We start from the raw sequence: 15,382 nt of genomic DNA on the forward strand, positions 1-15,382 counted from the left end.
TTGGCTCTACCTCACGTGGATGCGCGCTCGATCAGGCGGAACGGCATCGACCGGCTGATGCCCGGCGTCCCGGTGCCCTGTCGCAGCCGGTCGAGCAGCACCTCGGCCGCGGCGGTGCCGAGCTCGTACTGGAATTGCGAGACGGTGGTCAGCGCCGGCGTGACATGGCGCGCGGCGAAGATGTCGTCGAAGCCGGCCACGGCGAGATCGCCGGGGATGGACAATCCTGCTTCCCGCGCGGCCGTCATGGTGCCGATCGCCATCAGGTCGTTGGCGGCGAAGATGGCGTCCGGCCGCTCCGACATCCCCAGCAGGCTGCGGGCGGCGCGGTAGCCGCCCTCCTCGGTGAACTCCTGGTCGGCCACGATGATCGGGGTGCCGCCGGCCGCGGCCAGCGCGGATTCATAGCCGTGGCGGCGGCCGTCCTGCGGGCCGCCGATGCCGGCGACCATGGCGATGCGGCGATAGCCGCGCCCCAGCAGGTAGCGGGTGACCTCGGCCGCCGCGGCGGCGTTGTCGACATAGAGGTTGTCGACCGGCAGCCAGCCGCCCGATTTCGGCCTGGATTCGATGCGGACCACGCCGATCTCGGCATCGGTCAGCGGCTTGAACTCGGTCGCCCGCAGCGTGAAGAACACGCCGACCACACCGTCGACCCGCCCCTCGAGGCACCATTGGATGAAGCGCTGCTCGCGATCGGCCGCGCCGTCGGTGTTGATGGTGATGACATCGTAGCCGGCGTCGTCGGCGACCGCCTGCAGCCCGCGCAGCAGCGACGGGTAGAACGGGTTGGCGATGTCCGGGACGACGCAGGCGATGGTCATGGTCCGATTGGTCTTCAGCGCCTGGGCCCAGCGGTTGGGCACGTAGCCGAGCTCGCGCACCGCCTTCTGCACCCGCTCCCAGGTCTCGGTCGGGATCGACGGCGACGACGCCCCGCTCAGCACCATCGAGACGGTGGCCTGGGACACGCCGGCCTGTCGGGCGACGTCGCGCTGGGTCACGCGCCTGGATCTCGGAGCATCCATGGAAGGCTTTCTGATACGTATCAGTGATACGTATCAGAAAGCCGCGCAAGGCGTCAATCGTCGATCCGTATCCGCCTTCGGGACGCTGCAGACATTCCCGCTGTTGGCGCCCTTCAGCCGGCCCCGGCATGCCGGGAAGGGCGGAAAGCGGTCACTGGTGCCTGCTTAGCCACCAAACGCCTCAAGAGGCCGCTGCGGGCGTGGCGCGAAGCGGCTGCCGGTCGGCGAGTCGGGTCATGACGAGTTCGTCGGCCATTCGACGCCGCGCAACCTGAATGGCAGAACCTATCCCGCGGGATAGCTCGCCCTCTCCCTCGACCCAATCGACCGCAAACACGCCTCGACGTAGCGTCGTCGATGCCGTGTGTAAGGCGATCAGCAGGAGACAGACATGAGCCCGGACAGCATCTCACACCCCGGTGGATCGGGGCCCGACGAGTTGGTTCCGTCGCGCTACGCGCTGCGGATCGGCGAGATTGACGTGCTGGTGGTCAGCGATGGGGTGCTGCCACTGCCGACCGCGATGTTGGCCCACAACGTCGAGCCGGCCGTCCGGGCGGCCTGGCTGAAGGACATGTTCCTGCCGCCGGACGCTCTCGATTGGGCGCTGAACGTGGTCGTGGTGCGCAGCGGCGACCAGACCATCCTCGTCGACGCCGGGCTGGGGTCCGACCCGGACCTGCACTTGCCGCGGGCCGGGCAGTTGATCAAGCGGCTGGAGGCCGCCGGCATCGATCTCGCCTCCGTGACCGATGTGGTGCTGACCCACATGCACATGGACCACGTTGGCGGGCTGCTCGTCGACGGGGTGAAGGACCGGCTGCGTCCGGACCTGCGGATCCACGTGGCGGCCGCCGAGCTCGAATTCTGGGCGAAGCCCGATTTCTCCCACGTCTCCATGCCGCCGGGGTTCCCGGACGCGCTTCGGTCGGCCGCCAAGCGGTTCATGCAAGAGTACCGCAGCCATCTGCGGCCGTTCGATCAGGAGCACGAGGTGGCGCCGGGGGTGGTCGTCCAGCGCACCGGCGGCCACACCCCCGGGCACAGCGTGGTCCGCGTGGCGTCCGGCGGCGAAGGGCTGACCTTCGCCGGGGACCTCGTGTTCACGGTCGGGTTCGAGCACCCCGGGTGGTACAACGGCTTCGAACATGACCCCGAGGAGGCGGCCCGCGTCCGGGTCCGTCTGTTGCGGGAGCTGGCGGCGACCGGCGAGTTGCTGGTGGCCACGCATCTGCCGTTCCCGTCCATCGGCCGGGTGGCGGTCACCGGCGACGCCTTTCGGTGGGTACCGACCTTCTGGGATTACTGACCGCTTGTCGGGCTGGGGCCGAACCAGACGACCGCATGCGTTTGAACAACTGGTCGATCGCTGCCTCGTTACGACACCGCCGGTATCTTCGCCGGCTTAGGCTTCGGCTCCTCGCCCGCGAGCAGCTCGATCTTCTCGCGCCCGCGCCGCACCGGCTTGTGCTCCGGCAGCACGCCGGTGCAGGGGCTTTGGTCGGGATCGATCCGGCATTTTCAAGCGGCCCGTCATGGGCGGTCTGCAGGGGTCCCCACGCCGCTTTGCTTTTCGGCCGCAACCCTCTGATCGACCATTGCCCGGTTTTTGGGACGTCGGCGCGACGGCTGGTCTTGGCGCGCTCCGGCCCATCGCCCAGGCGAGGCAGGGTCTCCGAACCCGACCAGTGTGGAGTTCAAGGTCGTCCGGGATGACTCTCATCCACTGATCGGCCCATGCCGGCAATGTCCTCCGCCAGGCTGTGCAGCTGCCGGTCCAATTCCGCCGCCAGCACCTGGATGTGCGGCGCAGTGGCGCGGTCGCGGTGGACGAACAGCCCGATCTCGCTGCCGGCCAGCCCCGGCTCCGTCAGCGGCACGCAGACCAGCTCGCCGCGCCGCAGCTCGTCGACGAAGCCGGTCGGGGTGAAGAAGCCGATGCCGAGGCCGGAGCGCATCGCCGCCTTCATCACGGTCAGCGAGTTCGACAGGATGCGGGCGCTGAACTGGGCACCGCTGTGGATGAACTCGCTCTCCGACACCGCGTCGAGCAGCCAGGGGTCGTTCAGCATCACCACCGGATAGTCGGCGCATTGCGTCAGGGTGACGCCTTCGGCCGAGGCCAGCGGATGGTCCGGCCGCATGATCGCGCCCAGCGCCGTGCGCAGCCGGGCGGTCAGCTCATAGCTGCGCTGGCGCCGGTCGATGAACAGCAGCGCCAGGTCGGGCCGGCCGGCCCGCATCTCCTCGACATGCTCGGCCGGGTCGGCGTCGATGACGCGGAAGGAGATGTGCGGGTGCTGCACCGCCACCGCCTCGATCGCCCGCGGCACCACCCGCACCAGCAGCGACGGGATCGCCACCACCCGCACCTCGCCATGCAGGTCGCCGGACAGGGCGGCGATGTCGGTGCAGGTGCGCTGCCACTCCGCCAGCGTGTGCCGGGCGTGGCGCAGCAGGTGCTCGCCGGCCGGGGTCAGGCGCACGCCGTTGCCGCGCCGCTCGAACAGCGCCGTGCCGATCTCCGCCTCCAGCTTCAGGATCTGCCGGTTGACGGCGGAGGAGGCGACGTTCAGCGCCTCCGCCGCCCGCCGGATCGAGCCCAGCCGCGCGACATGGTCGAGATAGCGCAGCACCACCGCATGCATGGCGATCCACCCCCGGACATCTGTCCCGGGTGATGCCGAAAAGGCATCACCTCGCGCGAAATTATATTCTTCCGGCGCCCGCCGTGGCACCCCTAAAGTCGTTGATCCGAGCGCGGACGCGTCGCCCCAGGAAGCCACGACGAGCGACACCGCAAGAGCCGCTTCGGCAGGGAAGCTCCGGGTCCAACGCGACCCCGAAACAGGAGATGGCTTCATGGCGTTGACGCTCTCCGCCAGCCGGCGGCACGTGCTCAAGACCGGCATGGCGCTGGCCGGCGGGCTGGCCTGCCCGACGGTGATCCCCGGCCTGGCCCGGGCCGCGACCGGCACCCGACCCATCAACATGCAGCTCGGCTGGCTGGCCAACGACAACCAGCTGGGCGAAATCGTGGCCAAGCGCCTCGGCTATTTCGACGAGGAGAAGATCGACTTCGCGATCCAGCCGGGCGGGCCCAGCATCGACGGCGTCGCCATCGTCGCCTCCGGCCGGTTCGAGATCGGCCAGGTCTCCTCCAGCCCCTCGCTGCTGCAGGCGGCGTCGCAGGGCATCCCGGTGAAATGCTTCGCCGTCGGGGCGCAGCAGCACCCCTACAGCTACTTCTCGCTGCCGGCGGCGCCGATCCGGTCGCCGCAGGACATGGTCGGCAAAAAGGTCGGGGTGCAGGCCACCGGCCGGATCCTGCTGTCGGCCCTGCTGCGCAAGCACGGCATCGCCGAAAGCGACGTCGAGGTCGTGGTCATCGGCGCCGACATGTCGCCGCTGCTGACCGGCCAGGTCGACTGCATCACCGGGTGGGAGACCAACCGCACCGCGCTCAAGGTGCTGGGGCCCGACATGATCACCATGCGGCTGTGGGACCAGGGCGTGCGGCTCTACGCCATGCCCTATTACGCCACCGCCGAGACCATCGAGGGCCAGGGCGACCTGCTGGCCGGCTTCCTGCGCGCCGCCGGCCGCGGCTGGCAATATGCGCGGGAGAATCCGGAGCAGGCGGTCGACCTGTTCCTGCAGGAATACCCCGACGCGGTGCGCGAGGACGAGCTGGCGGCCTGCAAGACCCTGCTCGACTACGTCTTCACCGAGAAGACCCGGCAGGATGGCTGGGGCTGCTTCGACCCCGCGGTGTGGCAGGAGCAGATCGACCTCTATGCCGGGCTCGACCAGTTCTCCGCCGGCACGCCTTCGATCGACGCGGTGATGAGCACGGCGGTGCTCGACGCCACCCGCGGCAACCGCCCGAAGATCGGCTGAGGGGAGGCGCGTCCATGCCCGCCATCGCCCTGGACCGCGCGGTCCGCGTCGAGCCGCCCGCCGCCGCCCCGGCCGCGGAGCCCGCCATCCGCCTGGACCGGGTGACGGTCCGCTTCACCACCGAACGCGGCACCGTGACCGCGCTGGAGGGCATCGACCTGGCGGTCCGGCCCGGCGGCTTCGTCACCCTGCTGGGCCCGTCCGGCTGCGGCAAGTCCACCCTGCTGCGGGTGGTGGCCGACCTGATCCCGCCGACCAGCGGCGCCGTCCGCGTGCTCGGCGGCAGCGCCTCGGCGGCGCGCGAGCGGCGCGACATCGGCTTCGTGTTCCAGGACCCGGCCCTCTTGCCCTGGCGCACGGCGCTGCAGAATGTCGAGCTGCCGCTCGAGGTCGGCCGCGCCCGCCCGGGCAAGCGCAGCCCGCGCGAGCTCTTGGAGCTGGTCGGGCTGGGCGGCTGGGAGAACGCCTTCCCGCACGAGCTGTCGGGCGGCATGCGCCAGCGCGTCTCGATCGCCCGGGCGCTGGCCAACGACCCGAAGCTGCTGCTGATGGACGAGCCCTTCGGCGCGCTCGACGAGATCACCCGCGACCGGCTGAACGAGGAGCTGCTGCGGGTGTGGGAGGAGACGGGCACGACCATCCTGTTCGTCACCCATTCGATCTACGAGGCCGCCTTCCTGGGACAGGAGGTGCTGCTGCTGGCCGCCCGGCCCGGCCGGGTGCGCGAGCTGGTGCCGGTCGACCTGCCGTCGCCGCGCCGCATCCCGGTGCGCGAGACCCGCGAATTCGTCGACCTCGCCGCCCGGCTGCGGCGCGTGCTGGAGGCCTGCTGATGGTCGCGCCCGCCACCGACACCCTGCCGATGAGCGGCGCCTTCGCCGAGGACGCCGAGGCCCAGGCCGCCTTCGCCGGGACACAGCGCTTCCTGGCCTGGCGCCGGCGCCTGCTGCCGGTCCTGGCCGTGGCCGTGATCCTGGTGCTGTGGGAGATCGCGGTGCCGCTGCTCGGCATCAAGCCCTTCATCGCCCCGGCGCCCAGCGCGGTGGCCAAGGTGCTGGTCGCCAAATCCGGCATGCTGCTGTCGAACCTGCTGCCGACCGCGATCGAGGCGGTGCTGGGCTTCCTGCTCGGCAACGCCGCGGCGATCCTGATCGCCATCGCCTTCGTCTGGAAGCGGACGCTGGAGGAGGCGTTCTTCCCGGTGGCGGTGATGGTCAACACCATCCCGGTGGTGGCCAAGGCGCCGATCCTGGTGCTGCTGCTGGGCAACGGCATGGAGCCGAAGATCGCCATCGCCGCGCTGATCTGCTTCTTCCCGACCCTGGTCAACATGACCCGCGGCCTGCGCGACGTCAGCCCGCAGCAGCTGGAACTGATGCGCATCCTGTCGGCCTCGCCGCGCGAGGTGTTCGTCAAGCTGCGCCTGAAGAACGCGCTGCCCTATCTGTTCTCGGCCCTGAAGATCGCGGCCTCGACCGCGGTGATCGGCGCCATCGTCGGCGAATGGATCGGCTCCACCAAGGGCATCGGCGCGCTGATCATCCAGGCGACCTACAATTTCGACTCCCCGCTGCTCTACGCCACCATCGTTGTCGGCTCGGTGTTCTCGGCCACCTTCTTCGGCGTGATCAGCTGGGCCGAGCACCGCTTCCTGAAATGGAACGTCCGCGCGGCCTGACGCGCGCCCCAACGCCCGACCTCATTCCGGAGCCCGCGAGCATGGCCACGTTCTCTGACACCATTGTCGAACCCGAAGGCCGGATCCCGGTCGCGGCGCGCGCCGATCTCGTCGTCGTCGGCGGCGGGCCGGCCGGCATCTCCGCCGCCGTGGCCGGCGCCCGCAACGGCCTGTCGGTGATCCTGCTGGAACGCTACGCCTATCTCGGCGGCCTGGCCTCGGGCGGCATGGTGCTGGTGCTCGACGACATGAGCAACGGCGCCGAGATCAGCGTCCGTGGCCTGTGCGGCGAGATGATCGACCGGATGGAGCGGATCGGCCTGTGCGTCGCCCCGCCGGAGGCCGACCGCCGCTCGGACCCGGCGATGTGGCGGAAATGGTCGCGCTGGGGCGTGTTCGACTTCCACTCCCACATCAAGCCGCAGCCGATCTGCTATGCCGCCGCCTTCGACCCGGACGGCTACAAGCGCGTCGCCAACGACCTGGTGCGCGAGGCCGGGGTCAAGCTGCGCCTGCACAGCTGGTTCTCGCGCGCCATCGTCGAGGAGGACCGCATCACCGGCGTGATCTGCGACAGCAAGGAAGGCCGCCAAGCGATCATGGGGTCGGTGGTGATCGACGCCACCGGCGACCTCGACGTCGCCGCCTCGGCCGGCGCGCCCTTCATCCATGGCGCCTTCATCGTCACCACCGTGTTCCGCCTCGGCGGCGTCGACACCGTGGCGGCCGAGCGCTTCGAATATGAGGAGCCGGAGGCTTTCGCCGCGCTGGACCGCGAGGCCAAGCGGATCATGGGCGGGTCCTGGGACAAGTGGTGGCTGAAGACGCCGCTGGCCGGCGTGGTCTGGTGCAACTGCCCGCACATGGCCGGCTTCGACGGGCTGAAGGTCGACGACCTGACCCGCGCCGACTTCCAGGGCCGCGACCGGATCGCCGCGCTGGTCGCCTATGCCCGGGAGAAGATGCCGGGCTTCGAGAACGCCTTCGTGGTCGATGTGGCGCCGCAGGTCGGCGTGCGCCAGAGCCGCCTCCTGGACGGTGTCCATGTCGTGTCGAAGGAGGACGTGACCCAGCGCCGTCACTTCGCCGACAGCATCGCCCGCGGCCGCGACTACTACACGCCCTACCGGTCGCTGCTGCCCCGCGACGTGTCGCAGCTGCTGGTGGCCGGCCGGCACTACTCCGCCACCTCGGCCGCGCAGCGCATCTCGCGCGAGATCCCGCCCTGCATGGCGATGGGCGAGGCCGCGGGCGTGGCGGCGGCGCTGGCGGTGCAGGCCGGCGTCGGCGTCGACCGGGTGGACGTGGCCCGGCTGCAGGCTACGCTGCGGGCCCAGGGGGCCGATCCGGGCGACCGGCCGGCGGCCAATGCGCAGGTGGCGGAAGCCGCGGAATAGAGGGACGCAGCATGCAAAGCGACGGGATCCAGCCGCTGTCCGGCATCCGGGTGATCGACTTCTCCCAGGTCATGCTCGGCCCCAGCGCCACCCAGGTGCTGGCCGATTACGGCGCCGACGTGATCAAGATCGAGCGGCCGGGCGCCGGCGACCTGTCGCGCAGCTCGATCCCGGACGACCCGGACGGGCCGAACAACCCGGTGTTCCGCAGCCTGAACCGCAACAAGCGGTCGATCGCGCTGGACCTGCGCAACGATGCCGGCAAGCAGGTGGTCTACGAGCTGGTGCGCGGCGCCGACATCGTGGTCAACAACTTCCGCGCCGGGGTGATGGAGCGGATGGGCTTCGGCTATGCCCGGCTGGCGGAGATCAACCCGCGCATCATCTGCGCCTTCGGCTCCGGCTTCGGCCAGGCCGGGCCGCTGGCCTACAAGGGCGGCCAGGACATCCTGGCCCAGGCCCTGTCCGGCGTGATGATGCGCAAATGCAACGACGACGAGCCGCTGACCATCTACGCCACGTCGCTGTGCGACTACTCCGCCGGCATGCATCTGGTGCAGGCGATCCTGCTGGCCCTGCTGCAGCGGGAGAAGACCGGCCGCGGCCAGCAGGTCTCGGTGTCGCTGTTCGAATCCATGCTCGCCATGCAGATGCAGGAAGCGGCGATGTGGCTGCAGCGCGGCCGCGACTTCAGCTGGGGCGCCTATCCGCTGACCGGCGCGTTTCCCACCATCGACGGCGCCGTCGTCCTGGTCGGCGCCTTCAAGGCCAACCCGCTGCGCGACATCTGCGCCGCGCTGGGCCTGCCCGACCTGTCGGCCGATCCGCGCACCGCCGACTTCGCCGGCCAGGTGCAGCACAAGGCCGAGCTGCAGGCGCTGTTCCGCGAGCGCTTCGCGACCAATACGACGGAGCACTGGCTGGCCAAGCTGGACGAGCAGGATCTGCTCTGCGCCCCGGTGCTGACGCTGTCCGACGCGCTGGTGCATGAGCAGACCAAGGCCAATGGCAGTGTGGTGTCGCATGAGCCGGGCGACCCGCTGGCGCTGATCGGCTCGCCGCTGACCATGGACCCGTCGGCCTTCCGCATCCGCCACGCCCCGCCGGCGCTGGGCGCCGACGGCGACGCCGTGCTGGCCGAAGCCGGCTTCCCGGCGTCGCGGATCCGGGCGCTGCGCGAGGCGGGGGTGCTGTCATGACGGCGCGCTTCACGGTCGAGGGCGAGATCGCCCGCGTCACCCTCGACCGGCCCGACCGGATGAACGCGGTCGACCGGGCGACCGAGCAGGAGCTGATCCGCATCTGGGAGGCGATCGAGCAGGATCGCACCATCCGCGCCGTGGTGCTGACCGGTGCCGGCGACCGCGCCTTCTGCACCGGCGCCGACATGAAGGACGGGTCGGGCGTCAGTGGGCTGGAGTACTGGGCCGCGCCGCGGCCGGGCGGCTTCGGCGGCATCGCCCTGCGCGAGACGCTGGACATCCCGGTGATCGCCCGGGTCAACGGCCATGCCCTCGGCGGCGGCATGGAGATGGTGCTGGGCTGCGACATCGTCGTGGCCTCGTCCGGCGCCAGCTTCGGCCTGCCGGAGCCGCGCGTCGGCCGGCTGGCGCTGGACGGCGGCATCGCCCTGCTGCCGCGGCGGCTGAGCCATGTCCAGGCCATGGGCCTGCTGCTGACCGGCCGCCGCATCGGCGCCGAGGAGGCGCTGCGGCTGGGCCTGGTCAACGAGGTGGCGGCGCCGGTGGGGCTGGATGCGGCGGTCGACCGCTGGGTCGCCGAGATCCTGGCCTGCGCGCCGCTGTCGGTGCGGGCGATCAAGCAGATGGTGCGGGCCGGTGCCGGCCTGACCGCCGCCCAGGCCCAGGCACTGCGCCTGCCGGCGCTGGTCGAGGCGCTGCGATCGGCGGACCAGGAGGAGGGCATGCGCGCCTTCCAGGAAAAGCGCCCGCCGCGCTGGCACGGGCGCTGAGGGGCGCGTCATGACCCACATCATCGCCTCGGCCTGCATCGACGTGAAGGACGGCGCCTGCCAGAAGGTCTGCCCGGTCGACAGCATCTATGAGGGCGGGCGGATGATGTACATCCACCCCGAGGAATGCATCGACTGCGGCATCTGCCTGTCGGTCTGCCCGGTGCAGGCGATCTTCGCCGATGACGAGCTGCCGGCGGTGGAGGAGGGGTTCCGCGCCGCCAACGCCGAGTTCTTCGGCCCCGCCGTGACCGGCTGGGGCGCCCCCGGCGGCGCCGATGCGAAGCATGTCAGCACCCTGGATCATCCGGCGGTCGCAGCCCGTCGCCGCGGCGCAGAACAGGAAGCGCCGGCTAGCGGCGGAACGCGAACAGCGCCTCGTCCGGATCCGGCAGGCCGATGATCGCGCGCGAGATGATCTGTGCGGCGATGGCGCTGAAGGTGAAGCCGTTCCCGCCATAGCCGAGCACGGCATGGCATCGATCCAGCCCCGGGATCCGGCCGATCGTCGGCAGGCCCGTGCGGCTCTGGCCGAAGCTGCCGGCCCAGCGATACTCGGGTGCCGGATCGAGCGCCGGCCACATCGCGCCGATCCGCCGCGCGATGGCCCGGCTCTTCTTCGGAATCTCGGCATCGCGCTGGTCGTCATCGGCGAAAGGGCCGTCCCCACCGCCGGCGATCACCCGGCCGTCCGGCGTGGTCCGGGCGTAGAAATAGGGCTCGCTGGCCTCCCAGACCAGGGCTCTGCTCGGCCAAGGCGGGGCCGCCTGCGGCGCCGTGGCGATCGCCCAGGTGGAGTGGATCTCGCTGCCGTCATCGGGAACGAAGGGCAGCAGCTCGTAGCCGGTGGCGAACACCGCGTGGCCGGCCCTGATGCGGATCCCGTCGGCCATGGTGATGGTGACGCCCCGGCGGGTCTGCCTGACCTCCCTGGCCTCCGCCGGCGCATGCAGCGCCGCGCCACGGGCAAGAGCGGAGCGCCACAGGCCGCCCACGAGCCGCAGGGGATCGGCCTCCGCACTGCCGGCGGTGAGAATGGCGCCCCGGCCCTGCAGCGCGGCCAGGCTCTCGAGCTCGTCTCCCTCGATGAAGCGGCAGCGCAGGCCGATCCGCTGCCGCGCTTCGCATTCCCGCCGCAGCGCCTCGAGGCCGAGCAGGTTGCCGGGAAGATAGATCGAGGGCCGCGCCTGGAGGTTCGCACGCAGGCCGAGGTCGCGGACCCGGTTGCGGAGCTCGGCCACGGCCAGGGCGGACCGCCAATACGCCCGCGCCGCCCGGGCCCATCCGACCTCGTCGGCAAGCCGGGTCAGCGGCCGGTCGATCTCGGTGGCCAGGAGGGCGGTGCTGGCCGCCGAGGAGCCGCGCCCGAACTCGCGGCGGTCGATGGCGATGACCGTCAGCCCCGCCTGCAGCAGCGCGTCCGCGACCAGGGCGCCGGACACGCCGCCGCCGACGATGGCGACATCCGCCGAGCGGTCGCCGTCGAGCGGCGAGGAGGGGATCCGCGGCATGCCGCGGGACGCCCATACCGGCTGGCCGGAGCGGAGATCGAGATGACGGGGCATCGGCTATGCCGTGGCGTCGGTGGCGATCGCGCGATCGCCGAGGGCGGCAGAGATCAGGCGATACTTGACCCGGGCGTTGGTCATGTCGCGGAAGTAGTTGACCAGGTCGCCCCATGGGTCGTTGACCCGGTTCAGTCCCGAAATGAACGCGACGACCGTCCCGACCTCGGTCTCGCCGCGGACGACGAACCATCCCCCGACGAACAGGATGCCGATGACCCCGAGCTGGTGCAGCAGGTTCATCAGGAAGTTCATGCTGAACTTCCGCCGGTAGATCTGCATGTTGAGGCGATAGATGTCGCCGACCTGCCGCCGATAGCGGCCGGTCTGCCGCGGGCCTCGCCGCTCGGCGGCCTCGTCGACGATCTCGACGCTGAGGCCCCGCAGAACCTTGATCCGCTGCTCGGTGCGCTGGTTGATCGCCCGTTGCAGGAACGGGATGAACAGGAACTGCGGCAGGAACAGCACGGCGGCGACGGCGGCCATCCAGGGCTGCAGCACCACCATGTACCCGAACACGGCGATCAGCAGCCCGCCGTTCAGCACCGCCTCCGAGACGCTGGCGCCGATGAAGCCGCCCACGGCTTCGACCTCCGATACGATGATCGAGATGTCGATGCCTTCCTTGCGGGCGTCCGGCTCGCCAGTCCTGCCATCGGGGCCGGATGGGCTCAACTGCAGCCGCAGCCGCCGGTTGGCGGCCTCGGTCACCGATCCCCGGTAGACATTCAGGAGGAGCTTGAGCCCGCCCTGGGCCAGCACGACGCCGACATACAGCAGGGACAGGAGGACCAGCTGCTCGAGGGCATGCTTCTCCAGCGCGCCATTGACGATCCGCCGCTGCAGCTCCAGCGGGGCGAGGTCGAGCAGGAAGACCATGACGGCAAGCAGCGACAGCAGGATCTGATCCCGCGCGCTGACCCGCCAGATGTAGCGGAAGAGGCCCTGAGGCATGGTCGTCCGCGATGCCGGGTCCGGGAACCGCCTCGGCCGGGGCCGAGGCGGTTGGTGTCCTCAGATGCGATCGTCGCGCAGATGGCCGCCGAGCGATGCGCTGACCGCGGCGATGAAGGCGCCGATCAGCAGCGCCAGGAAGGCGGCGAAGGCGGTCGACAGCCCGGCCTTGCGGGCGGCGTCCGCCGCCTCGCGCGCCTTGACGATGGCGGCGTCGACCTGCGCCGTCATCTCATCAACCCGCTTCTCCGCGTCGGCCTGGCCGAGGCCGGTGCGCTGCGCCACGAGCTGGGCCAGATAGCTCTTATCGGCCGCGGGCAGGCTGCCGGCCGCGGCAGCGTTGGCCAGGATGCGCGCCACCTCCTGCCGCGGATCGGTGTTGCCGGCCGCCGGTGCCTGGGCGTTCGGCGCGGGCCGGAACAGCAGGTCGATGGCGTAGCCGGTCGGGTCGGCGGGCGCCGCTGCCGGGGCTGCCGCCGTCGCGCCCTGCGCCGCCCCGGACGCGACCGTCGCCGTGGCCTGGACGCCGGTCGACGCCGCGCCGTAGGTCACGACACCCAGGATCAGGACCACGAGCAGGGTGGAGACGCACCAGGCGAGAAAGCCGTGGGCGGTGTCACGGAAGGCGACCTCGTCGGTGTGCAGGCTGGTCCAGCGCGTCCGCAGCCGCCCGGTGACATAGCCGCCGAGGGCGGAGGCCACCCACTGGATGACGACCAGTCCGATCGCGGTGGTGACCGCGAAGGTCGTGGCGCCGGCGCCCGAGCCGGGCCACGGCGAGACGATGGACAGGCCGAAGCCCGTGCCCAGGACCATCAGCGCCAGGGTGACCGTGGCGGCGACGGCCGCGCCGGCGAAGATGGCGCCCCAGGACACACCGGACGCCGCGGTCTCCGCCGCCGGGACGATGGCGCGCGTTTCAGAATACTCGGAATAGGTGCCGACCATGTCGTCCTCCGTCAGCGGAACAGCAGCAGGATGAGGATGATCACCGGGATCGGGACCCCGAGAAGCCAGAGAAGAATGCCGCGACCCATATCGGCCTCCTGAAGCAGAATCGCTGAGTCTGCGAATGGACGGCCGGCCGCCTCCGTTCCGCTCGGCCGCAAATTCTTTCCTGGACGCCGACAGCAGGCCGGACCGGCGTGAGCGCCGATCCTGGCCCAATTCCTGCCGATGGCATCTTGTATCTGGCTGAGCAACTTGGTGTCGGGGCCGAAGAGCTAGACGGATACGATTGCTCCAGTCGTACAGCTCGCCGCCATTGCGGGGAGGTTTTTTGATGGGTTGACTTGGAGTGCGCTCTGGTGAGCCGATCAACGCATTCTGCTCATGGCCTTCTCCCTTCGGCGGGCGATGAAAGGAATGTTCAATATCTTGGAGCGAGGCCATCGAGCAGGAAGTCGAGGCCTTTCCTGAAAGCGCCGTCCCAGTCGTTATCCAACAGCAGACGAGAGCGTTCGATTGCCGGGTAGCGTTCGCTGAGACGTGTAAGGCGCTGCTGCGCGGCGGCCCTGTCGTCGTCCGAAAGGTCGAAGCTCGCCCGGGTGATGGTGGCGCCCATCACATAGTTCCAGAGCGACCATATCGCGACGTTCAGATCTGCGTCCGCTACACCGGCTCTGGACAAGGTCTTGCTCAGCAGTTCCAGGCGACTGAGGATGTTCGGGCCGAGCGCCCGGCGCGGCAGCAGTGATGCCGACCACGGATGGCGCAGCATGCTGGCGCGCCAGTCTTCGAGCATATGAACCACTTCCCCGCGCCAGTCTTGAGACTCAACGATTTGCGGCGGTCCGCGATATTCGAGCACCGAGTCGAGCGCCAGATCAAAGACCTCCTCTTTGTTGTCGACGTGCCAATATAGGCTCATCGCGCCCGAGCCGAGGCGATCGGCCAGCCGACGCATCGTCAATCCGTCGACTCCCTGGGCGTCCAGCAGCTCTACCGCGGTCGCCACGATACGTTGCAGAGAGAGAGGCGGTTCACTGCACGGCTCCTGCACGGACTGGAGTGACACAGTTATCCGTTGAGACCGTTTGCTCCGGGCGCCGCTGCGTTTGGCTGCCATCCATCTTCCTCGCAGATCAGAACGTCGATCTAGGCCGGCAATGCGACGAATGTCGATCCTGAACGATTGACTCGTACGGCGTACGATGTGATAAATCGTACGCCGTACGAGTCAATCATATAGGCGATGGGTTAAAGTTCAATCCTGCCGGCCGAGAGGGTACGTTGCTCGCAGTCCTCAGAAGCCAAAAGAAAATCAATCCTCAGAGCCAAGAGAAAATCATGCCACGCGCAATCAAGCACCTGCTTATCGGAGGATTAATCATCATGACCATGGGAGTTTCCACTGCGACGACAGCGAATGAGACTGATCTCAAGCTGACCATCGTCAATCCAAAAAACCTCTACGACCCGTCGCCGAATGGCTACAGCACGGCCGTGATCGTGCCCCCGGGAGCCCGGGTTGCCTACATCTCCGGACAGGGCGGCCAAGACGGCACGGGAGCCTTGTCGCCCGACTTCGCTGTCCAGGTTAAGCAGGCCTACGCGAATCTGCGCACCGCCCTCGATGCGCTCGGTGCCAGGCCGGATCAGGTCGCCAAGCTCACGGTCTTCGTGGTCGATCACGATATGTCCAAGCTTGGGGTGTTGACCAAGAACGTCAAGGAAATGTTCGGCGAGGCACTGCCGGCGCAGACTCTGATTCCCGTTCCAAAGCTTGCAATTGACCCCATGCTCTTCGAGGTGGAAGCCGTCGTCATTCTGGAATAGTGGTGCCGGTCGCCCTTAGCGTGTCCGATGTCGAAAATTTCCTGACTTTCCGGTCCGGACGCGGCAAGCTGAAATTGCTCGGTAATTCTCGTCGCAAATGACAGACGCAA

15 protein-coding genes are annotated in these 15,382 nt (G+C 69.4%); 9 read left to right on the forward strand and 6 right to left on the reverse strand.

Annotation, left to right across the window (positions count from 1 at the left end):
• Positions 1–11 precede the first annotated feature (11 nt).
• On the reverse strand, positions 12–1,004 hold the full coding sequence (locus ACTOWL_RS02715) for a LacI family DNA-binding transcriptional regulator (protein WP_441319648.1): 993 nt from the start codon (positions 1,002–1,004) through the stop codon (positions 12–14).
• 415 nt (positions 1,005–1,419) lie between these two features.
• Between ACTOWL_RS02715 and ACTOWL_RS02720 the strand changes: the two genes are divergently transcribed.
• Complete coding sequence (locus ACTOWL_RS02720) at positions 1,420–2,337, forward strand: MBL fold metallo-hydrolase (protein WP_441319649.1); 918 nt, start codon at positions 1,420–1,422, stop codon at positions 2,335–2,337.
• Positions 2,338–2,725: 388 nt separating this feature from the next.
• Here the strand turns inward: ACTOWL_RS02720 and ACTOWL_RS02725 are convergent, their stop codons facing one another.
• Complete coding sequence (locus ACTOWL_RS02725) at positions 2,726–3,676, reverse strand: LysR family transcriptional regulator (protein ID WP_441319650.1); 951 nt, start codon at positions 3,674–3,676, stop codon at positions 2,726–2,728.
• A 214-nt stretch (positions 3,677–3,890) separates the two neighbouring features.
• Between ACTOWL_RS02725 and ACTOWL_RS02730 the strand changes: the two genes are divergently transcribed.
• The 7 genes from ACTOWL_RS02730 to fdxA are packed head-to-tail and all read left to right on the forward strand — an operon-like array spanning position 3,891 to position 10,378.
• Positions 3,891–4,928: an ABC transporter substrate-binding protein gene (locus tag ACTOWL_RS02730; protein WP_441319651.1), complete on the forward strand. Its 1,038-nt coding sequence runs from the start codon at positions 3,891–3,893 to the stop codon at positions 4,926–4,928.
• A 14-nt stretch (positions 4,929–4,942) separates the two neighbouring features.
• Positions 4,943–5,761, forward strand: coding sequence for an ABC transporter ATP-binding protein (locus ACTOWL_RS02735; RefSeq protein ID WP_441319652.1), 819 nt, complete (start codon positions 4,943–4,945; stop codon positions 5,759–5,761).
• Positions 5,761–6,606, forward strand: a complete 846-nt coding sequence (locus ACTOWL_RS02740) for an ABC transporter permease (RefSeq protein WP_441319653.1) — start codon at positions 5,761–5,763, stop codon at positions 6,604–6,606. The genes ACTOWL_RS02735 and ACTOWL_RS02740 overlap by 1 nt, the downstream gene beginning before the upstream one ends.
• A 41-nt stretch (positions 6,607–6,647) precedes the next feature.
• On the forward strand, positions 6,648–8,003 hold the full coding sequence (locus tag ACTOWL_RS02745; protein ID WP_441319654.1) for an FAD-dependent oxidoreductase: 1,356 nt from the start codon (positions 6,648–6,650) through the stop codon (positions 8,001–8,003).
• Between the two features lie 11 nt (positions 8,004–8,014).
• Entirely contained in the window at positions 8,015–9,202 is a 1,188-nt protein-coding gene (locus tag ACTOWL_RS02750) for a CaiB/BaiF CoA transferase family protein (protein ID WP_441319655.1), read from the forward strand.
• A complete protein-coding gene (locus tag ACTOWL_RS02755; RefSeq protein ID WP_441319656.1) occupies positions 9,199–9,975 on the forward strand; it encodes an enoyl-CoA hydratase-related protein in 777 nt (258 codons plus the stop codon). Before ACTOWL_RS02750 ends, ACTOWL_RS02755 begins: the two co-directional genes overlap by 4 nt.
• A gap of 10 nt (positions 9,976–9,985) precedes the next feature.
• The gene (gene fdxA / locus ACTOWL_RS02760) at positions 9,986–10,378 is read left to right on the forward strand and encodes a ferredoxin (RefSeq protein ID WP_441319657.1); all 393 of its coding nucleotides are present in this window, start codon (positions 9,986–9,988) and stop codon (positions 10,376–10,378) included.
• Here fdxA and ACTOWL_RS02765 read toward each other — a convergent pair.
• The 4 genes from ACTOWL_RS02765 to ACTOWL_RS02780 form a co-directional block, all read right to left on the reverse strand.
• Entirely contained in the window at positions 10,329–11,540 is a 1,212-nt protein-coding gene (locus ACTOWL_RS02765; protein ID WP_441319658.1) for an NAD(P)/FAD-dependent oxidoreductase, read from the reverse strand. The genes fdxA and ACTOWL_RS02765 overlap by 50 nt on opposite strands.
• 3 nt (positions 11,541–11,543) lie before the next feature.
• Entirely contained in the window at positions 11,544–12,494 is a 951-nt protein-coding gene (locus ACTOWL_RS02770; RefSeq protein WP_441319659.1) for an ABC transporter transmembrane domain-containing protein, read from the reverse strand.
• Between the two features lie 60 nt (positions 12,495–12,554).
• Positions 12,555–13,442, reverse strand: coding sequence for a hypothetical protein (locus tag ACTOWL_RS02775; protein ID WP_441319660.1), 888 nt, complete (start codon positions 13,440–13,442; stop codon positions 12,555–12,557).
• 421 nt (positions 13,443–13,863) lie between these two features.
• A complete protein-coding gene (locus ACTOWL_RS02780) occupies positions 13,864–14,451 on the reverse strand; it encodes a TetR/AcrR family transcriptional regulator (protein WP_441319661.1) in 588 nt (195 codons plus the stop codon).
• A 275-nt stretch (positions 14,452–14,726) separates the two neighbouring features.
• Here ACTOWL_RS02780 and ACTOWL_RS02785 point away from each other — a divergent pair, with 275 nt between their 5' ends.
• A complete protein-coding gene (locus ACTOWL_RS02785) occupies positions 14,727–15,272 on the forward strand; it encodes a RidA family protein (protein WP_441319662.1) in 546 nt (181 codons plus the stop codon).
• The last annotated feature ends 110 nt before the right edge of the window (positions 15,273–15,382 follow it).

Source organism: Inquilinus sp. CA228 (assembly GCF_052078665.1).
Classification (GTDB): Bacteria; Pseudomonadota; Alphaproteobacteria; order DSM-16000; family Inquilinaceae; genus Inquilinus.

Bases quoted from the DNA above. Each gene is read 5' to 3' on its own strand.
- ACTOWL_RS02720 (WP_441319649.1), top strand. From the start codon at position 1,420: ATGAGCCCGGACAGCATCTCACACCCCGGTGGATCGGGGCCCGACGAG.
- ACTOWL_RS02725 (WP_441319650.1), bottom strand. From the start codon at position 3,676: ATGCATGCGGTGGTGCTGCGCTATCTCGACCATGTCGCGCGGCTGGGC.
- ACTOWL_RS02730 (WP_441319651.1), top strand. From the start codon at position 3,891: ATGGCGTTGACGCTCTCCGCCAGCCGGCGGCACGTGCTCAAGACCGGC.
- ACTOWL_RS02735 (WP_441319652.1), top strand. From the start codon at position 4,943: ATGCCCGCCATCGCCCTGGACCGCGCGGTCCGCGTCGAGCCGCCCGCC.
- ACTOWL_RS02740 (WP_441319653.1), top strand. From the start codon at position 5,761: ATGGTCGCGCCCGCCACCGACACCCTGCCGATGAGCGGCGCCTTCGCC.
- ACTOWL_RS02745 (WP_441319654.1), top strand. From the start codon at position 6,648: ATGGCCACGTTCTCTGACACCATTGTCGAACCCGAAGGCCGGATCCCG.
- ACTOWL_RS02750 (WP_441319655.1), top strand. From the start codon at position 8,015: ATGCAAAGCGACGGGATCCAGCCGCTGTCCGGCATCCGGGTGATCGAC.
- ACTOWL_RS02755 (WP_441319656.1), top strand. From the start codon at position 9,199: ATGACGGCGCGCTTCACGGTCGAGGGCGAGATCGCCCGCGTCACCCTC.
- fdxA (WP_441319657.1), top strand. From the start codon at position 9,986: ATGACCCACATCATCGCCTCGGCCTGCATCGACGTGAAGGACGGCGCC.
- ACTOWL_RS02765 (WP_441319658.1), bottom strand. From the start codon at position 11,540: ATGCCCCGTCATCTCGATCTCCGCTCCGGCCAGCCGGTATGGGCGTCC.
- ACTOWL_RS02770 (WP_441319659.1), bottom strand. From the start codon at position 12,494: ATGCCTCAGGGCCTCTTCCGCTACATCTGGCGGGTCAGCGCGCGGGAT.
- ACTOWL_RS02775 (WP_441319660.1), bottom strand. From the start codon at position 13,442: ATGGTCGGCACCTATTCCGAGTATTCTGAAACGCGCGCCATCGTCCCG.